The following is a 14,831-nucleotide window of genomic DNA, read 5'->3' as shown; positions in this document are numbered from 1 at the left end:
TATAAATAAACGAAATATTGTATATTTATGCGTATATCTGCAACCGGTATGGAGGGATTCGCATGTCTGGCAAAATGATCGAGGAACTGTCGCTGAATCACTGGCAGTCTTTGTCGACGCTGTTGTATGACGGATGGCTGCTGCGGTTTGCCGATGGCTATACGAAGCGCGCCAATTCGATCAATCCGCTCTACGGATCGTCACTCGACCTGGACGAGAAAGTGGCGTATTGTGAAAAGCTGTACGCCGCCAACCAGCTTCGGGCTGCGTTTAAAATCACGCCTTTTGCCCAGCCGGATGCTCTGGATGCTTCTCTGGAGAAAAAGGGCTACGTGCTTGTCGACCACACGAGCGTGCAAACCGTCTCGTTGGACGGGATCAGTCCTCCGCCCACATGTGCTGTCCATATCGACGACACAATACAGGATGAGTGGATCGGGAATATGTGCAGACTGAACCAGATTGCGGAAGGGCATCGGGATGCGATGCGGCGTATGCTGGCCAATATCAGGACGAAAAAAGCGTTCGTGACGCTGTATCGGGATCAGGTGGCGGTGGCATGCGGACTCGGGGTGATCGAGCGGGACTATATCGGGCTGTACGACATTGTGACGGATGCCCGCTTTCGAAACGAGGGGTATGGGACACAGCTCGTTCACCATTTGCTGCATTGGGGAAAAGAAAACGGGGCAAAATTCAGCTATTTGGCGGTTCTGCGCGACAATGCGCCCGCACATCGGCTCTATGCGAAGCTGGGCTACGAAGAGGTGTATACATATTGGTACAGAGTCAAGAGCTAGAAGCGTGAGGCAGTGAGTGTGCCAGAAAAGTTCGCGGGACTCTTTCGCCAAAAATTGATTTCACGAAAGAATCCCTCCACTGAAGAGAGACGAATGTCTCAGACGTGCAGCCACCAGATGCCGGCACATTCCGCTACACGCCTGCTCTGTTGGGCGAAGACGCGGTCCGCCAACTGCTCGCCAAAGAAAAAGCGGGTCAACTCCACGGCTTGCTCGACACTGTCAAACTCGTAGTCCGTCCTGATCCAGGTATGGGCAAAGCCGTATGTCTCCGCCAGTTCGCGGTAGTAGTCTCGCAAAAAGTCGGGCGGATTCGGGGTTTCGGTCCCTGTTCCCATCGTTTCGAAAATGATGATGGTGCCGCCAGGGCGGATAATGCGCTTCATTTCTGCGATCACGTCCGCCAGGTTTTGCTTCCAGCGCGGATCGTTGGAGCTGGCAAGGTAGCAAATCGTCCAGCCTGCTACAAGCAGATCGGCGCTTTGCTCGGGCAGCGGGATGTGGCGGTGGTCTGCCTGTTGGGTCGACCAGTTGGCAAGCCCTGCCTGTTTCAGCCGGGCCGCGGTGACGTCAAGCATCGGCTGTGAAGCATCGAGAGCGACGAGCGATTTTGCTTGCGGGGCAAGAACGGTAGCGAGTCTGCCGGTACCCGCTCCGAGATCGACGATGTCCAGGCCCGCAAACGGCCGGATTTCCTCGATATACAGGGCGAGATTCGGCTGCCTGGAGATGAGCAGGTGATACTTCTCGGCTTCCTGTCGGTAAATGCTTGTGTGATCGGGCATATTGATCCTCCTTCACTTTTCAGCCTTTCATCCGGATCATAAAAGGTGACGTAACGAGAAGGTCAATGCTTTTTTCAGCGGAGCGGAACAGCGCAGACGACACACAGCATGTCGTTGATTTGCTGATGCTTGACAAAGTACCCTTTTTCTTCGAGCCAGTGGAGCAGGTCGGATAGTCTCGCATAATGCTCGCCGTGATCGGGCGCTGCTTGTCCGTCTGCCAGCATCAGGTCGGCGATGCAGATGCGCCCGCGAGGCTTCAGTACCCTTTGCATCTCCTCAATCGCCAGCAGCTTTTGCCTGTCCGTCAGGTGGTGGAAGGCAAAGCTGGAAACCACAAAGTCAAATTTTTCGTCCAGGTACGGAAGTGCGAGAAAATTGCCGAGCTTCGTCTCCATATCGGGAAATTTTCTCCGGCATTGGGCGAGCATTTCTTTGGACTGATCGACTCCCGCCATGACCGCTCCTCGCTGCATCAATTTCCCCGCCAAATTTCCCGTTCCTGTCCCGATGTCGAGGCCGGTTTCGCCCTCGATGGGGGCGATCCATTTGACTGTGAGCTCCAGAGCTTTTTCGTAGTCTCTGTACTTGTGGGAATCATCGGTGACGTGTTGGTCGTGGATGTCCGCCAATCGGTCGAAATTCCAGCGGTCACGCCAGTTGTTCCGCTGGTCCCGCAGCCGTTTGGAGCCTTCCGCGAGCTGATAAATATCTTCCAGCGGCAGTGATTGTTCCCGCTTCACGATTTCGATCATACGCTCTGTCGTGTCGATCGTTTGTTTCAGCTCCAGCCATTTGGAGAACATGACGGAGCGTTGCAGTTCCAAATAGTACAGCAACTGGTGGTAGTCGTCTCCGTCCATGTCGGAGAGGACTTTTTTAATATCATCGATGCTCATCCCGGCTTCGCGGAGCGAGAGAATCGTCTGCAGGCGCCAGATGTCCTTTTCCGAGAAGGAGCGGTACTGATTCTGCTCCTGCTTGCCAGGCGCGATCAGTCCTTTTTCTTCGTAGAAGCGAATCGCGCGAGGGGAGATGTTCAGCTTGTCTGCGACTTCTTTGATTTTCATGTTGAGAACCTCCTTGCTTCGCTTCTTCATCGTATACCTTGACGCAGCGTACAGGTAAAGGACACATCAACGCCGAATCGCGAACTCCATCAACGGCAGCTTTCTGTCCGGGGATACCGCTGAAGCGACTTCGCCAATCCGCTTTGCGCCCATCAGCAGGTAGAATCGCTCTGCATACGGATCACTGTGGATGAGAATGGTACGAAGCCCCCAATCGGCCGCTGTTTCGATCATGTCGTTCCACAATGCTTTTCCGTAGCCCTTGCCGATCGCGCTGGAATCGATAAACAGAGAGTGAAGCAAGCCGCTGCTGTCACTTTCCTTGTTGAGGATGTAGACGCCCTTGACGAGACCATCTTCTTCTGCGACAACGACATGTGACGAAGCGATCTGCGCAGGCGTAATCTTCAGCGTTTCGCGGCATGCTTCCAAAAATGCCTCACTGTATCCCCAGTAAGCCTTTGAACGTAAGACGAGGTTACTGAGATCGTCAGCTTCATGCGTCATTGCTTTGCGAATGTTCATGCAAAACTCTCCTCTCCTGACTCGATATAAGGATCACATCGCATCAAATACGTAATCGACCGGATGGATGCAACCGCGCGAACGAGTAACACCAGTCGTGCTGTCGGACATGTCGATCCGTTCGCAGGTGGAGATCGTATAGCCGGTGACGGGCAGGGAATCATCTGCAATCGGCTGTATGTCGTCATCATCAATTCGGTATTTGTCACGATGCCTGATGCCATAAGAAACAAGTTGTCCATCGCTGTCTATGAGGATGGTTGCCTGGGATGACTGTTGTTGGGACAGGGCGCGATTTTGAACGTCATCCACAACCTCAAAAAACCGGGAGGCGAGTACGGAGCGTTCGTATTGCAGCCATTGATCGCCTACATTGCGGCGCCGCACGGTGTACCGATTTTTCTCTGGTGAATAGACAACATCGTAAAGCACGAAGCCGTTTTCCGAGCGGGCAACGATATCATAGGACAGCTCTTCGAGTTGGCCGTTCTTTTGATACTCGGCACGAAAATCGTCCAGACGGGCATCGGGATTGACCTCGAACTTCTTCTGGATCATGGCCCAATCCTCGTTGAAGTCGACCTGAAAGGGATGAGAGCTCGAAGCGGCTATTTCTCGCGGGCGTTCATATATGTACTCTTCAATGGCTGGGACGATGAGCTGCGACAAAAACAGTACAAGCCCGAGGTACGCTGCATTTTGTTTGGTGGCGCGGTTTTTTACAGGGCGGAAAAACAGGAGAAACAGCAAAAAACCGAGAGGCAGCGCCAGATCATTCAGGTTGAGGGTGAAGCTTCCCAGCAGGTAATAGCCTGCAATTTTCCAGCCGAGTCGTGATTCATCTTCTTCCCGCTTTTTGTAAGCGAGGACGAGCAGGGGGATGGAAAGGAGGGTGATAACATACAGAATTGTCGTCGTGCTCATTTTCGTTTCCTCCCATCGGATGTCGTCATCAGAATAACACAAACCGCTTTGTTTGTTCCATAATATCCCATCAGGCAACGGGAAAAGGTTGCCTCTTTGTGTTGGCAACCTGGATTTTGGGGGAGAGGACTATGCTGTTTTTCTTGCGAAAGCGATTGTGCGTGCGTACCGAGTCACAGGTTTTGCACGATCTTCTCCGCCTTTTTGTCCTTTTTGATTTCCGGATTGATCTGGTTCGTGTACTCCGTCCAGGAATCGAGTATCATTCGTGGCTCCGCTTCGATCACATCTTTGACTTTTTCGTGGTTTCCTTCTTTGAACAGACGGATGATTTCAATCAGATCGCTGCGGTCGAGCAATTTTACATGATTGACTCCGGCGAGGGTCTCGCAGGAAGCGGTAAAAGAAGAGGAAGCGATGACGATCGATTTTTTCGCCTTGTAGTAGCGCATCGCGGAATAGACTTCCTGCACCGCGCTGATCCCGACCGGATTCTCGACACTGTAGCGTTTTGCTTGTATGACAGTGCGAACGCCTTCGCGATCGGTAAAGACGAGATCGACTCCGAAGTCCCCGCTGCCAACTGTTTTGTACACGCCTTCGTACCGCAACGCGAGAAACAGTCGATACAAGTACATTTCGAATTCGGAACCGTCCGCCATCTGATCGATCTGGGTGATGTCGATGTGCAGCGGATCGAGGTCCTGGTCGGCAAATGAGACGGTTTCAACGGAGGTATTCTTTTTCTTGTAGATGACAATACCGGCGATAACAGCCGCCAGTATGATAGCCAGGAAAACATAGATCATGTAGTATCCTCCAATACGATCAAACTGTCTGTCTCTACCTATTCCCTGCAAATGGCCACGGAAAACCTGTTTGCTGTATTCGCTGCAAAAACCGCATATCATCATATGCGCACTTTTTAATATGATTAAATATTTTTAATAAAATTGATGATTATTTCATAACGAGGCTGTATACTACAGGAAAATATTCCTACATAAAGAGAGGAAGGGCACCATGAACTGGAGCAAAAAGGTATTATATGCATTGTTGCTTTCTTTGGCGTTGTCGCTGTCTTTTGAGGGGGGAGTAGCGAGTGCCTGTTCCCGGATTGCCATGCCGTTTTCCCCTGTTCTGACAGAAGTCGGATTTGCAGAAAACGGGAATTTGTCTGCATGGGTAAAAGTGGACGCTGGTTTTACGAAGCATATGGATCTGGTCATTACCGACAGCCGCGGGGAGCAAATCAAACAAATCCCGGTCAAAAGCATCACGAAAGCGAAGCTGGTGACCGAATACGTCCCTGCGTTTGGCGGAGGGGAGTTCGCGGTAGAAGTGCGCACGGGAGCGATCACGATTGCGGCGAAGGAGTTCCGGGATATTCCGGATGATAAATACCTCGTCTCGCTTGTCGTCCGTGATTTTGATCCAAGCGAGACTGCCAAAGGCGGATTGAGCATCGAGCCGCCATGCGGCAGAATTACGCTGGAGTCAGACGCTGTTTCTCTCTATATCACAGGCGGGGAGAGCGAAAAAGACGATCTCGTCTTTCCGGGCGGCATCAGCATCGATGAGGACGGAGATATTGAAATCACGATCAATATTACGGCAGCGTATGCCAAAGCGAAGTTTTATCTCGTGATCTACAACGAAGAAGAAAAAGAAGTAAAACGCATCACGATCAATACCAAAAATCCGAGGATTTCCAGCAGCAGCCTGAACTTGCCTGCTGGCAAATACGAAGTTCGACTGGAAGTTACGAATGAAGGACAGACAGCGCATACAAAATCCGTTCGCTGGGTGATCGGGGAGCCGGATTCAACCGGTACCGTTGTGATTCCGAGTGGTGCGGAATTCCCGGGTGGCATTACAGTGAATACCAACGGGACGATTACGATTGTGCTGCAGTCCCAGGAATGGTTGACGCAATACAATGTGTTCCTGGTCGCAACCGATCATTACGGGAAAGAAGTGCAGCGGATCAAGCTCAACCTGGCCAAACCGCAAATCTCGATTGCCGAATTGAAGCTTCTCACAGGCAGCTACAGTGTCTACATCGAAATCGTGGACAAGCAGGGCAGAGTGGCAGCTCATTCATTGCCAGCCGTATTCACGGTCAATCTGACGAACCAGATCGCGGTGTTTATCGATGGACAGCTTCAGGTGTATCCGAAAAATCCGATTGAAATCGATGGACGGACGCTGGTTCCTCTGCGCGCCATTTTCGAGTCGCTTGGCGCACGCGTAGAGTGGGATGAGGCCACACAGACTGTGACTGCCTATAAGGATGGGAATGTGATCCAACTGACGATCGGCTCCAAGATCGCGTATAAAAACGGCGAACGGATTGTTCTCGACGTGCCGGCACAACTGCTCAACGGAGATACGACGCTGGTGCCAGTGCGCTTTGTATCCGAGGCACTCGGAGCGAAAGTACAGTGGGACCCTTACTCCCGTTCCGTTGTCATCACACAATAGAAGTAACCTGGGAGCGTTCCCCTGATTGGCATGGGGGAACGCTTTTTTGGTTGCATCGGCAAACGGCGTACGGTCTTCGCTTGCCAAAAGTGAGGGAGAGCGGCTGCAAAAGCCGCTTGCTCGGTTATTATTGCGCAGATGTATCTGCAATCGGAATTTTTGTATGAAAAAATACGACACTCGCGATCTCTTTGTCATTAATGGCATTTTCGAATGTCTTGATCGTAAGCAATTGATTACGGAGATGATCGCTCACCGTCAATCCGGTAAAGATACTTGTCGTCGATGAGGTGCCATCGGCAAAGTTGATTGTGACAGGGTAGCGGTCCAAATATTCATGTTCACCTATGTCCTCCAATCCCCTAGCCGCTTCGCTGATCTCCTTCAACGCTTCGCTTTCAACCTGCAACGAAATGGAGATTGGCGAGATGGCGATCGTTTTTACTGTTGCCTGATAGCCGAACATATTCACTTCTTGATCGACCTGGTACAGGCTGGAGAAGTCCTGGAAAGCCAGTGTGGCCTCTGTTTCCCACATACCCGGTATGACCGTTTCAAAGATTCCGGGAAGCGGATCGGCCGCCTGCAAATCCTCGAATGTGAAAGCCACTGTTTGTCCCGCTAGCGAATCTTCGGTCAGGATGCACATGATCAGGCGAATTGTATTGTCATTTGTATTTCCATCGTCTACCACCGTAAAACCTGTGCTGTAAAACGGTTGATCCGAGCTAATCCTGACATGCTCAAAACGGTATCTAGCTGCATCTAAAATCGTTCCATCCGGGGCAGTAAAGTCCAGCAAGAGATAAGTCAGGTTCCGGTCGCCGATCACTTGTCTGATTTCGAGCGTCCCGTTCTCGTTGGTTATCTGCTTCCCAACCGTACCGGCCCCCGATGACAAATATTGCGTCTGCTTATGGTCAACCGGGTTTAAGAAGCGGAAGAAGGCTTCCTCCAATCCCATATAGGTCGCTGCAAAAGCGGTTGTCGTAAAACAAATCAGCAATAAGGCAACAGGAACGGCGAATCGGTATCGTCGTTGCGCGGGAGTACATTTGCTGTCTCGGTTCTTGTCAACCTGGCTTTGTACGAAAATGTTCTGGTACATTCTCTTTTTTTGTTCGGTCGTGGGCGTGAGCGCTGCAAACAATTGATGTATTTTTTTGTCAGTCAACGATGGTCCCCTCCCAAGTCAATTTTCAGGCGTTTGCGTCCTCTGAACAATTGCGTTTGGATCGTGCTTTCTTTCTGTCCGAGCATCGATGCGATTTCAGCTACCGCGTAGTCCTCGAAATAATACAGATACAAAACGGTTTTGTATTTTTCAGGAAGGGACAGCAATCTGGCAAGCAACTTTCCCGACGGCTCATCGCCATCCCAAGAAGGAATCTCCGGTAGAGCGTCTAAAGCAACGCGACGTGTTTTCCACCAGCTTTTCAGCAGGTCTTTGCACGTATTTCGGGTGGTAACCGTCAGCCAGGCTTTTTCATGCTCGTAATCGTTGAAAATCATTTGCGATTTGATTAGTTTCAGAAATACAGATTGAACAGCGTCCTCTGCATCAACGGGATTTTTCAAATAGAGATAGCACAGCCGGTAAACAAGATCGGCATGCCGTTGATAGAGTTCGGCCCATTCTGTACCTGTATGCAAGAAAGAATCGTTCTCCACTTTTTCGCCTCCTACATACAACACGATCGGCGTCTCGAAAATATCCCGTTGCCTGGTATCCTTTTTTGCAACAGTGTATAAAGACTGCGTGTCCAGCGCTCTGGCAAATGGGGCTTTTGGATTGTAGCGCAGATAGAATACAATGGACTGGACATTGTTTCAACGAAAAGGATGACAAAAGATGAAAACATTTATCGTTGTCGGTGCCGGGATTCTGGGCGCCTCTACGGCGTATCAACTGGCGAAATGGGGCGCGAAGGTGATCGTCGTCGACCGCAAAGACAAAGGACAAGCTACGGATGCCGCTGCGGGGATTATCTGTCCGTGGCTGTCACAAAGACGCAACCAGGCGTGGTATACGCTGGCGAAAGAGGGGGCGCGCTTTTACCCCTCCTTGATCGACGAACTGGAGCGCGACGGGGAAACCCAAACCGGATATGCCCGCGTCGGCGCGATCAGCATACAGAAGGACCCGAAAAAGCTGGGCGAACTGGAAAAACGGGCGGTAAAACGCAAAGAGTACGCTCCGGAAATCGGAGAAATCCGCCTGCTTGCAGCAAGCGAAGCCAAGGCGTTGTTTCCGCCGCTCGCCGATGACTGCACGGCTGTATTGGTAACGGGGGCAGCCCGTGTCGATGGACGAGCCCTCCGCGATGCGCTGTTGCACGCCGCTGCCAAGCATGGGGCTGAGCTTGTACACGGCGAGGCGGTCTTGCAATACGCCGGTTCAGGAGTTACAGGAGTACAGGTTGGCAAACAATCACTCGCAGCCGATACCGTCATCGTCTGCGCCGGCGCATGGGCGAACCAACTGCTGCAGCCTTTGGGCGTAGACTTTCGGGTGACCTACCAAAAAGCGCAAATCATCCACCTGGAGTGGCCTGGCGCGGACACGGGGGACTGGCCCGTCATCATGCCGCCGAGCGATCAGTATTTGCTGGCGTTTGAAAACAATCGGATCGTCGTCGGCGCAACGCATGAAAATAACCCGGAAGGCTATGACACGCGCATAACCGCCGGCGGCTTGCAGGAGGTATTCAACAAAGCGCTGGAGACGGCGCCCGGTCTCGACAATGCCACGTTTATCGAAGCGAGATCAGGCTTTCGTCCCTTCACCCCGGGCTTCCTTCCTGTTATCGGGGCATTGCCCGGCTGGGAAGGCATCCTCGTCGCAAATGGTCTGGGGGCGTCAGGTTTGACCATGGGGCCCTATATCGGATACCAACTGGCCAAGCTCGCTCTCGGACTGGAGCTGGACATCGAGCTGGACAACTACCGTGTGGCGGGAGCTTTGGGGGAGTGAGCTCGCACTCGAGATAGAAATAGAGAGACATGAGAGGAAGGAAACAGAGCATGAGTGAAATTCGAGAGATGACCATACATGATTATGAACCGATGGTTGCGTTATGGAATCGGATTGAGGGCTTGGCGCTAAGCGACGCCGATTCAAAGGAAAACGTGGAGGCATACTTGCGAAGAAACAAAGGGTTTAGTTTCGTATGCGCACAAGATGGTACGATCATTGGGACCATTTTATGCGGACATGATGGAAGAAGAGGTTTTATCTATCACGTAGCGGTAGATCCCGGTTACCGAAAAATCGGTAACCGGTTGGTGCAAAAGAGTTTGGCAAAATTGCGCGAAGAGGGAATCGGCAAGTGCCACATCTTTGTGATTGAAGAGAATACAGTCGGCAATGCCTTTTGGGCTTCGGAAGGATGGGAAAAAAGAAGCGGTTTCTTTGTCTATTCTAAGAATACATAGCAATGACTGCAGATTCCTTCTTGGAGCCATTTCTGCGGGAAAGGTATAAACGGGTGGCACGCCTTGGTCCATTCTATCCCGGCAGTGACAGTTACGGGCGACTGGGATATACTTCGCTCGTTCTTTGAGCGATTGCTTTCGTTTCATGAACGGTACCGAATGGATGCTCGGGCGGGGCATAGATAACGGACACTTTAAGGGGGCGATTACCTGTATTGGTTACATTGTGCCATTTTCCGGCAGGTATCAGTATTGCATAGTCTTCGTACGCCATTACTTGAAAATCTAAGTTATGTCTGCTATCACCCATTTGAACAAGTCCCTGACCTTGTTCAATCCGGATGAATTGGTCAGTTGTCGGATGGACTTCCAAGCCGATGTCTTCACCAACACGAATACTCATCAATGTTACTTGTAAATACTTACCCGTCCATAAAGCGGTGCGATAATTGTTGTTTTGCTCGCTTGCCTGGTGAATATTTACTACAAATGGCCTTGTTCCGTAATCTTGTAACGCAATGGTTCCATTTGGATTATAGTTGCTGTTGTTCCAGCTGTAATAGTGGGGATTCCAATTGTTATACCAGTTGCATTGCATGGGATGATGCCATTGATGGTGAAAGTATGAGGCAGGGTACATACTCATGCTCCTCTCCGTGGTTTTCTCATTGACCATTTATCCTATGCAAAAGCCTAGTTGCAGGTGAGCAAAATGGGCAAGAGTCCACTGGTTCGCAACGATGAAAAAAGAAGCGGCCTTTTGCCCGCTTCCTTACGAGATTCGTCAATCTATCTCAAACGATTAGTCTTTCCTGACTAACAGTGAACAGCACTCCACATATCTCGAGCAGGTTTAATCTCCATGGCTGCGGGAAATCACTTCATCAAGAAACTGATCGGCGTCACCATTGAACTTCCAGCAAACCCCAAACTTGTCTACCAACATTCCGAAGCACGAAGACCACGGAGTGCTGGACAATGGCATGATCACATGGCCGCCAACAGACAAACGAGCAAAGTGCCCTTCCAGTATTTGTTTATCTTCATTGACTACACTAATCCATACGTTGCTTCCTTTCACCAACTCACCTGTTACGCTCTTCATGGAAGGCAGCAAATCCGACAACATGATTTTCCCGCCCGCGAATTCGATCGAAGACTCCATAATCATATTCAACTCATGTTCGGGCAGCGGATAGCTTGGATCTTGCGGAAAATCCTTGAATGTCACTTTTTTCACTTTAGTCGCTTGTAATGCCTCCGAATAAAATTCAATCGCTTGTTCGGCAACTCCATCAAAGTTCAAATACGCAATAGCTGACATCTGGCAAAACCTCCTTCTTGAGATACATGTAGTATAATGGAGAAAAGGTGACGGCTTATTGTCACCATTCTGAGATCATGTAGAAAAAAAGAGGGCAAATATGGACAAGGTTGAGAGACTCATTTCGATTATCATGATATTGCTGAAAAAAGAGGTCGTTTCTGCGAAAGAATTCTCGCAACTGTTCAATGTTTCCAAAAGAACGATCCTCCGCGATATGGAAACGCTGAGTGTATCCAACATCCCGATTTACTCTGTCCATGGGGTGAACGGAGGCTATGGCATCATGGAGGAATACAAGGTCGATAAACGTCTTTTAAGCAGCTCCGATTTGGAGAATATCCTAACTGCCCTCGGCGGACTGGAACAAATCTTCCTTACTGAAGAAGTCCAAATGACGATAAAAAAAATAGAGGCAATGGTCAGGCCATTGTCTCTGAATCGCTCGGTTCAACTTTCGTTTTATGATTGGGAGGGTCGGTCCGAGATTCTTGAAACCGTAAAGAAATGTCAAGAATCCATCGTAAAGAAAAGACTCGTTTCGTTTGACTATACAGATCAAAACGGCACTGTAACGAATCGAATGATCGAGCCCTATGAGCTTCATTTTCACGAATCGAGTTGGTACTTGAAAGGATTTTGTTTGCATCGACAGGGATACCGAACATTCAAATTATCCCGGATCGATCATCTTACGGTGGATGACGATACATTTCACCCTAGAGATGATTGGTCAGAACAAGGACACGAAACAGGTTATCAATCGCAACTCGTCGCGATCAAGGCTTTGATATCACCGAGCATAAAAGATCAACTCATTGAAAGGTATGGTCGGAATAGTATCGAGAACGATAATTCGGAATGTTTAATGGCAACCATTCATGTTCCTCAAAACCATACAGGATTTCAATTTTTAGCCAGCTTCGGCACCCATCTGAAAATCGTAGAGCCCAAAACCTATGTTGAAGACTTTCGAAATTATGTGCGCCAGATGTTGGAGAACTATTCTTGATAAGGTCCCGAAACGGCAATACAGCCCCCCAGTGCCGAATGAATCATTATTCTACTATTGAGTTACGTTTATCCTCGCTTGCCCCGTAGGATAGTTCCCCCAATCCATCTGTTTCCTTTACTCTCCCCCTTTAAGGGGGGAGTAGAGTTTCCTTATACAAATACAATGACACTAGACAGTAAATACAAGGGAATAATTAATCATCCAATGTTTATCTATGCTTTTAGTATCTTGTTAACGACTGGTCTTAAAACTATAAAGATTAGAAAGCCTATTAAACCTCCCAGCGTGTTTGTAATCAAGTCAGTTACATCAAAAGTTCTAGAATGTAAGCCGCCCCACCATGCACTAAGTAATTGAGAGCATTCAATAATTAAACTAAAGAAAAAGGTTAAAGCAACCGTGCTTAGAATACCCCTTTTGGTAATTGTTGGATATAAAAAGCCGAAAGGCATCATCATTATTACATTTAGAATTATTTCTCTAATCGCACCTTTGTGGTCTAATATGAAATCCCTAAAAGGAACAAAATTCGCCGTTTCCATAAAAAGATTATTCGTTCCACCAAATGGCATAGTAAATGGCATTAATGTAACAAATAAAACCATTACAATATAAGCATACATAAGTGTTTTCATTACGAATTGCATTTTCGGATTCTTTTTCCATTTTCTATAGAAGAACAAAAAATAAACTAACACTAACAATAAAAAATCAATGAAATAGTCCAAAGAAACTCTCCTCGAAATTTTCTAAGTTTGCCGTGATAATATTAAGTTATTTTAATCCCTTTTTCAGTGATGTTGCAAGTTACGGACATATCTTGCACAGCTTATAAAATCTTTATTGCATTATTGAAAATTTCATCGCAATTTTTTCCTGCCCCAAAGGCTTATCCACAAAATTGAAGTATTCGAGGGTGGAAAGATTATAATTTACTACAATCTTTCCCACCCTAACGATTTCTAACGAGATACGGTTTATTGAACTGTATCTTTTCTTTCCAGTCTTACTGTCACCTCCACATGCGCCGTATGTGGAAACATATCCACCGGCTGCACGCTCACCAGTTCATACGTTCCGAGCATCCGGGCCATATCCTTTGCCAGCGTAGACGGATTGCAGGAGACGTACACGATCTTTTTCGGCTTGACCTGCAAGAGCGAGCGGATCAGGGCATCGTCCAACCCGGTGCGCGGGGGATCGACCACGACGACATCGGGGCGGATGCCTTGCTGCTTGGCCCACTTTGGCATCAGCACCTCGGCACGGCCGACGTGGAAGCTCGCGTTGGCTGCACCATTGCGCGCAGCGTTGCGGCGTGCGTCCTCGACCGCTTCGGGGATCAGCTCGATACCGCGGACCTCACGCGCATAGGGGGCGAGCCACAGCCCGATCGTTCCCGTCCCGCAGTACAAGTCCAGCACCAGCTCCGTGCCGGTCAGACCGGCGGCTTGTTTGACCTGGTCGTACAGCTTTTTCGTCTGCTCCGGGTTTAGCTGGAAAAAAGCCCGCGCAGACAGGTCAAAGGACAGTTCGCCCAGCTTTTCTGCAATGGACGGTTTGCCCCACAGGGTCACCGTCTTGTCGCCAAAGACGACAGACGTTTTTTGCGCGTTCACGTTTTGCGAAATTCCGATCAATTCGGGCAGGCGCGTGCGCAGCTCCAGAATCAGCTCCTTCACCCGGGGAATGTCTGGTGTCGCCGTTACCAGCGTCACCTGCGCCTCCCCTGTCACAAACGCGACCCGAGCCACGATGGTGCGGACTACGCCTGTGCGCTTCCGCTCGTCGTAGGCGGGGATGCGCAGTTCTTCGAGGATGTCGCGGGTCGCTTGCACGATTTTCGTCGTTGCCTCATGCTGGACCTGGCAGCTTTCCAGCCCGACCAGCTTGTGGCTGCCTGCCTGGTACAGTCCGGCCACCAGCTTGCCGTTCTGCTTGCCGACCTGGAACTGCGCCTTGTTGCGGTACCCCCATGGATGGTCCATCCCGATAGTGGGAGCGACCGGAGGATTGTCCAGCTTGGCGTATTTGCGCAGTGACTCGACGACGATCTCCTGCTTGCTCGCCAGTTGTGCCTGGTAGTCCATATGCTGCAGGCTGCAGCCCCCGCATTCCGCGTATACCGGACAGGGGGGAGTCGTCCGTGCCGCCGAGCGTTCCACGATGCGCAACAGCCGGGCCGTCGCGTACCTTTCCCGTACCTCGGTGACCTCGGCGTGAATGACCTCGCCGGGCAGCGCCTTGTCCACGAACACGATCTTCCGTTTGAAGTAGCCGATTCCTTCGCCGTTGATGCCAAGACTTTTGATTGTCAGCGTCATTTGCTGGCCGACGCGAATGTTTGCTTCCTCATTTTTTGAAAGTGGCGTTTTCATAGTGCTTTCGTTCACCTCAGGCTGCTGCTCATATTGTCACTCTATTATAAAAGATCGGGCACGGATGTGCATGCGGTCTCAAATAATGGCA

Annotated in this window: 16 protein-coding genes; 5 read left to right on the top strand and 11 right to left on the bottom strand. The window is 50.0% G+C overall.

The features are described from left to right. Positions 1-62: 62 nt before the first annotated feature. Positions 63-800, top strand: coding sequence for a GNAT family N-acetyltransferase (locus ACAF76_RS17590; RefSeq protein WP_421616980.1), 738 nt, complete (start codon positions 63-65; stop codon positions 798-800). Between the two features lie 98 nt (positions 801-898). On the opposite strand, the gene ACAF76_RS17585 is transcribed toward ACAF76_RS17590, so the two are convergent. The 5 genes from ACAF76_RS17585 to ACAF76_RS17565 all read right to left on the bottom strand — a co-directional run bounded on the left by ACAF76_RS17585 (position 899) and on the right by ACAF76_RS17565 (position 4,913). Further along, positions 899-1,585 (bottom strand): class I SAM-dependent methyltransferase, encoded by a 687-nt coding sequence (locus ACAF76_RS17585; RefSeq protein ID WP_421616979.1) that lies wholly within the window; start codon positions 1,583-1,585, stop codon positions 899-901. A gap of 74 nt (positions 1,586-1,659) precedes the next feature. Continuing rightward, positions 1,660-2,655: a MerR family transcriptional regulator gene (locus ACAF76_RS17580; RefSeq protein WP_421616978.1), complete on the bottom strand. Its 996-nt coding sequence runs from the start codon at positions 2,653-2,655 to the stop codon at positions 1,660-1,662. A 66-nt stretch (positions 2,656-2,721) separates the two neighbouring features. Continuing rightward, entirely contained in the window at positions 2,722-3,180 is a 459-nt protein-coding gene (locus ACAF76_RS17575; RefSeq protein WP_421616977.1) for a GNAT family N-acetyltransferase, read from the bottom strand. 33 nt (positions 3,181-3,213) lie between these two features. Beyond that, entirely contained in the window at positions 3,214-4,104 is an 891-nt protein-coding gene (locus tag ACAF76_RS17570; protein WP_421616976.1) for a hypothetical protein, read from the bottom strand. Positions 4,105-4,277: 173 nt separating this feature from the next. Then, positions 4,278-4,913 carry a restriction endonuclease gene (locus ACAF76_RS17565; protein ID WP_421616975.1) on the bottom strand — a complete coding sequence of 212 codons (636 nt, stop codon included), beginning with the start codon at positions 4,911-4,913 and terminating at the stop codon, positions 4,278-4,280. 214 nt (positions 4,914-5,127) lie between these two features. Here ACAF76_RS17565 and ACAF76_RS17560 point away from each other — a divergent pair, with 214 nt between their 5' ends. Continuing rightward, a complete protein-coding gene (locus tag ACAF76_RS17560) occupies positions 5,128-6,588 on the top strand; it encodes a copper amine oxidase N-terminal domain-containing protein (RefSeq protein ID WP_421616974.1) in 1,461 nt (486 codons plus the stop codon). A 127-nt stretch (positions 6,589-6,715) separates the two neighbouring features. Here the strand turns inward: ACAF76_RS17560 and ACAF76_RS17555 are convergent, their stop codons facing one another. Then, the gene (locus ACAF76_RS17555) at positions 6,716-7,762 is read right to left on the bottom strand and encodes a hypothetical protein (protein WP_421616973.1); all 1,047 of its coding nucleotides are present in this window, start codon (positions 7,760-7,762) and stop codon (positions 6,716-6,718) included. Then, the gene (locus tag ACAF76_RS17550; protein ID WP_421616972.1) at positions 7,759-8,259 is read right to left on the bottom strand and encodes an RNA polymerase sigma factor; all 501 of its coding nucleotides are present in this window, start codon (positions 8,257-8,259) and stop codon (positions 7,759-7,761) included. The genes ACAF76_RS17555 and ACAF76_RS17550 overlap by 4 nt, the downstream gene beginning before the upstream one ends. A gap of 181 nt (positions 8,260-8,440) precedes the next feature. Between ACAF76_RS17550 and ACAF76_RS17545 the strand changes: the two genes are divergently transcribed. Together ACAF76_RS17545 and ACAF76_RS17540 are read left to right on the top strand one after the other, a co-directional pair. After that, positions 8,441-9,562: an NAD(P)/FAD-dependent oxidoreductase gene (locus tag ACAF76_RS17545; protein ID WP_421616971.1), complete on the top strand. Its 1,122-nt coding sequence runs from the start codon at positions 8,441-8,443 to the stop codon at positions 9,560-9,562. Positions 9,563-9,612: 50 nt separating this feature from the next. After that, positions 9,613-10,023: a GNAT family N-acetyltransferase gene (locus ACAF76_RS17540; RefSeq protein ID WP_421616970.1), complete on the top strand. Its 411-nt coding sequence runs from the start codon at positions 9,613-9,615 to the stop codon at positions 10,021-10,023. A 91-nt stretch (positions 10,024-10,114) separates the two neighbouring features. On the opposite strand, the gene ACAF76_RS17535 is transcribed toward ACAF76_RS17540, so the two are convergent. Both ACAF76_RS17535 and ACAF76_RS17530 read right to left on the bottom strand, forming a co-directional pair. After that, a complete protein-coding gene (locus tag ACAF76_RS17535) occupies positions 10,115-10,663 on the bottom strand; it encodes a cupin domain-containing protein (protein ID WP_421617924.1) in 549 nt (182 codons plus the stop codon). Positions 10,664-10,876: 213 nt separating this feature from the next. Further along, positions 10,877-11,347, bottom strand: a complete 471-nt coding sequence (locus tag ACAF76_RS17530) for a VOC family protein (protein ID WP_421616969.1) — start codon at positions 11,345-11,347, stop codon at positions 10,877-10,879. Positions 11,348-11,447: 100 nt separating this feature from the next. Here ACAF76_RS17530 and ACAF76_RS17525 point away from each other — a divergent pair, with 100 nt between their 5' ends. Continuing rightward, a complete protein-coding gene (locus ACAF76_RS17525; RefSeq protein ID WP_421616968.1) occupies positions 11,448-12,359 on the top strand; it encodes a helix-turn-helix transcriptional regulator in 912 nt (303 codons plus the stop codon). 215 nt (positions 12,360-12,574) lie between these two features. Here ACAF76_RS17525 and ACAF76_RS17520 read toward each other — a convergent pair whose 3' ends face one another. Together ACAF76_RS17520 and rlmD are read right to left on the bottom strand one after the other, a co-directional pair. Further along, positions 12,575-13,090 (bottom strand): VanZ family protein, encoded by a 516-nt coding sequence (locus tag ACAF76_RS17520; RefSeq protein WP_421616967.1) that lies wholly within the window; start codon positions 13,088-13,090, stop codon positions 12,575-12,577. A gap of 249 nt (positions 13,091-13,339) precedes the next feature. Then, positions 13,340-14,740, bottom strand: a complete 1,401-nt coding sequence (gene rlmD / locus ACAF76_RS17515; RefSeq protein WP_421616966.1) for a 23S rRNA (uracil(1939)-C(5))-methyltransferase RlmD — start codon at positions 14,738-14,740, stop codon at positions 13,340-13,342. Between the last annotated feature and the right edge of the window lie 91 nt (positions 14,741-14,831).

It is taken from the genome of Brevibacillus sp. TJ4, from assembly GCF_044627595.2.
In the GTDB taxonomy this organism is placed as follows: Bacteria; Bacillota; Bacilli; order Brevibacillales; family Brevibacillaceae; genus Brevibacillus.
The sequence above is the reverse complement of the archived record's forward strand: the minus strand, read 5'-3'. Positions and strand labels throughout refer to the sequence as shown.

What these genes read in the sequence shown, in the direction of transcription:
- ACAF76_RS17590 (WP_421616980.1), top strand. Translation starts at nt 63, where the DNA reads ATGTCTGGCAAAATGATCGAGGAACTGTCGCTGAATCACTGGCAGTCT.
- ACAF76_RS17585 (WP_421616979.1), bottom strand. Translation starts at nt 1,585, where the DNA reads ATGCCCGATCACACAAGCATTTACCGACAGGAAGCCGAGAAGTATCAC.
- ACAF76_RS17580 (WP_421616978.1), bottom strand. Translation starts at nt 2,655, where the DNA reads ATGAAAATCAAAGAAGTCGCAGACAAGCTGAACATCTCCCCTCGCGCG.
- ACAF76_RS17575 (WP_421616977.1), bottom strand. Translation starts at nt 3,180, where the DNA reads ATGAACATTCGCAAAGCAATGACGCATGAAGCTGACGATCTCAGTAAC.
- ACAF76_RS17570 (WP_421616976.1), bottom strand. Translation starts at nt 4,104, where the DNA reads ATGAGCACGACGACAATTCTGTATGTTATCACCCTCCTTTCCATCCCC.
- ACAF76_RS17565 (WP_421616975.1), bottom strand. Translation starts at nt 4,913, where the DNA reads ATGATCTATGTTTTCCTGGCTATCATACTGGCGGCTGTTATCGCCGGT.
- ACAF76_RS17560 (WP_421616974.1), top strand. Translation starts at nt 5,128, where the DNA reads ATGAACTGGAGCAAAAAGGTATTATATGCATTGTTGCTTTCTTTGGCG.
- ACAF76_RS17545 (WP_421616971.1), top strand. Translation starts at nt 8,441, where the DNA reads ATGAAAACATTTATCGTTGTCGGTGCCGGGATTCTGGGCGCCTCTACG.
- ACAF76_RS17540 (WP_421616970.1), top strand. Translation starts at nt 9,613, where the DNA reads ATGAGTGAAATTCGAGAGATGACCATACATGATTATGAACCGATGGTT.
- ACAF76_RS17535 (WP_421617924.1), bottom strand. Translation starts at nt 10,663, where the DNA reads ATGTACCCTGCCTCATACTTTCACCATCAATGGCATCATCCCATGCAA.
- ACAF76_RS17530 (WP_421616969.1), bottom strand. Translation starts at nt 11,347, where the DNA reads ATGTCAGCTATTGCGTATTTGAACTTTGATGGAGTTGCCGAACAAGCG.
- ACAF76_RS17525 (WP_421616968.1), top strand. Translation starts at nt 11,448, where the DNA reads ATGGACAAGGTTGAGAGACTCATTTCGATTATCATGATATTGCTGAAA.
- rlmD (WP_421616966.1), bottom strand. Translation starts at nt 14,740, where the DNA reads ATGAAAACGCCACTTTCAAAAAATGAGGAAGCAAACATTCGCGTCGGC.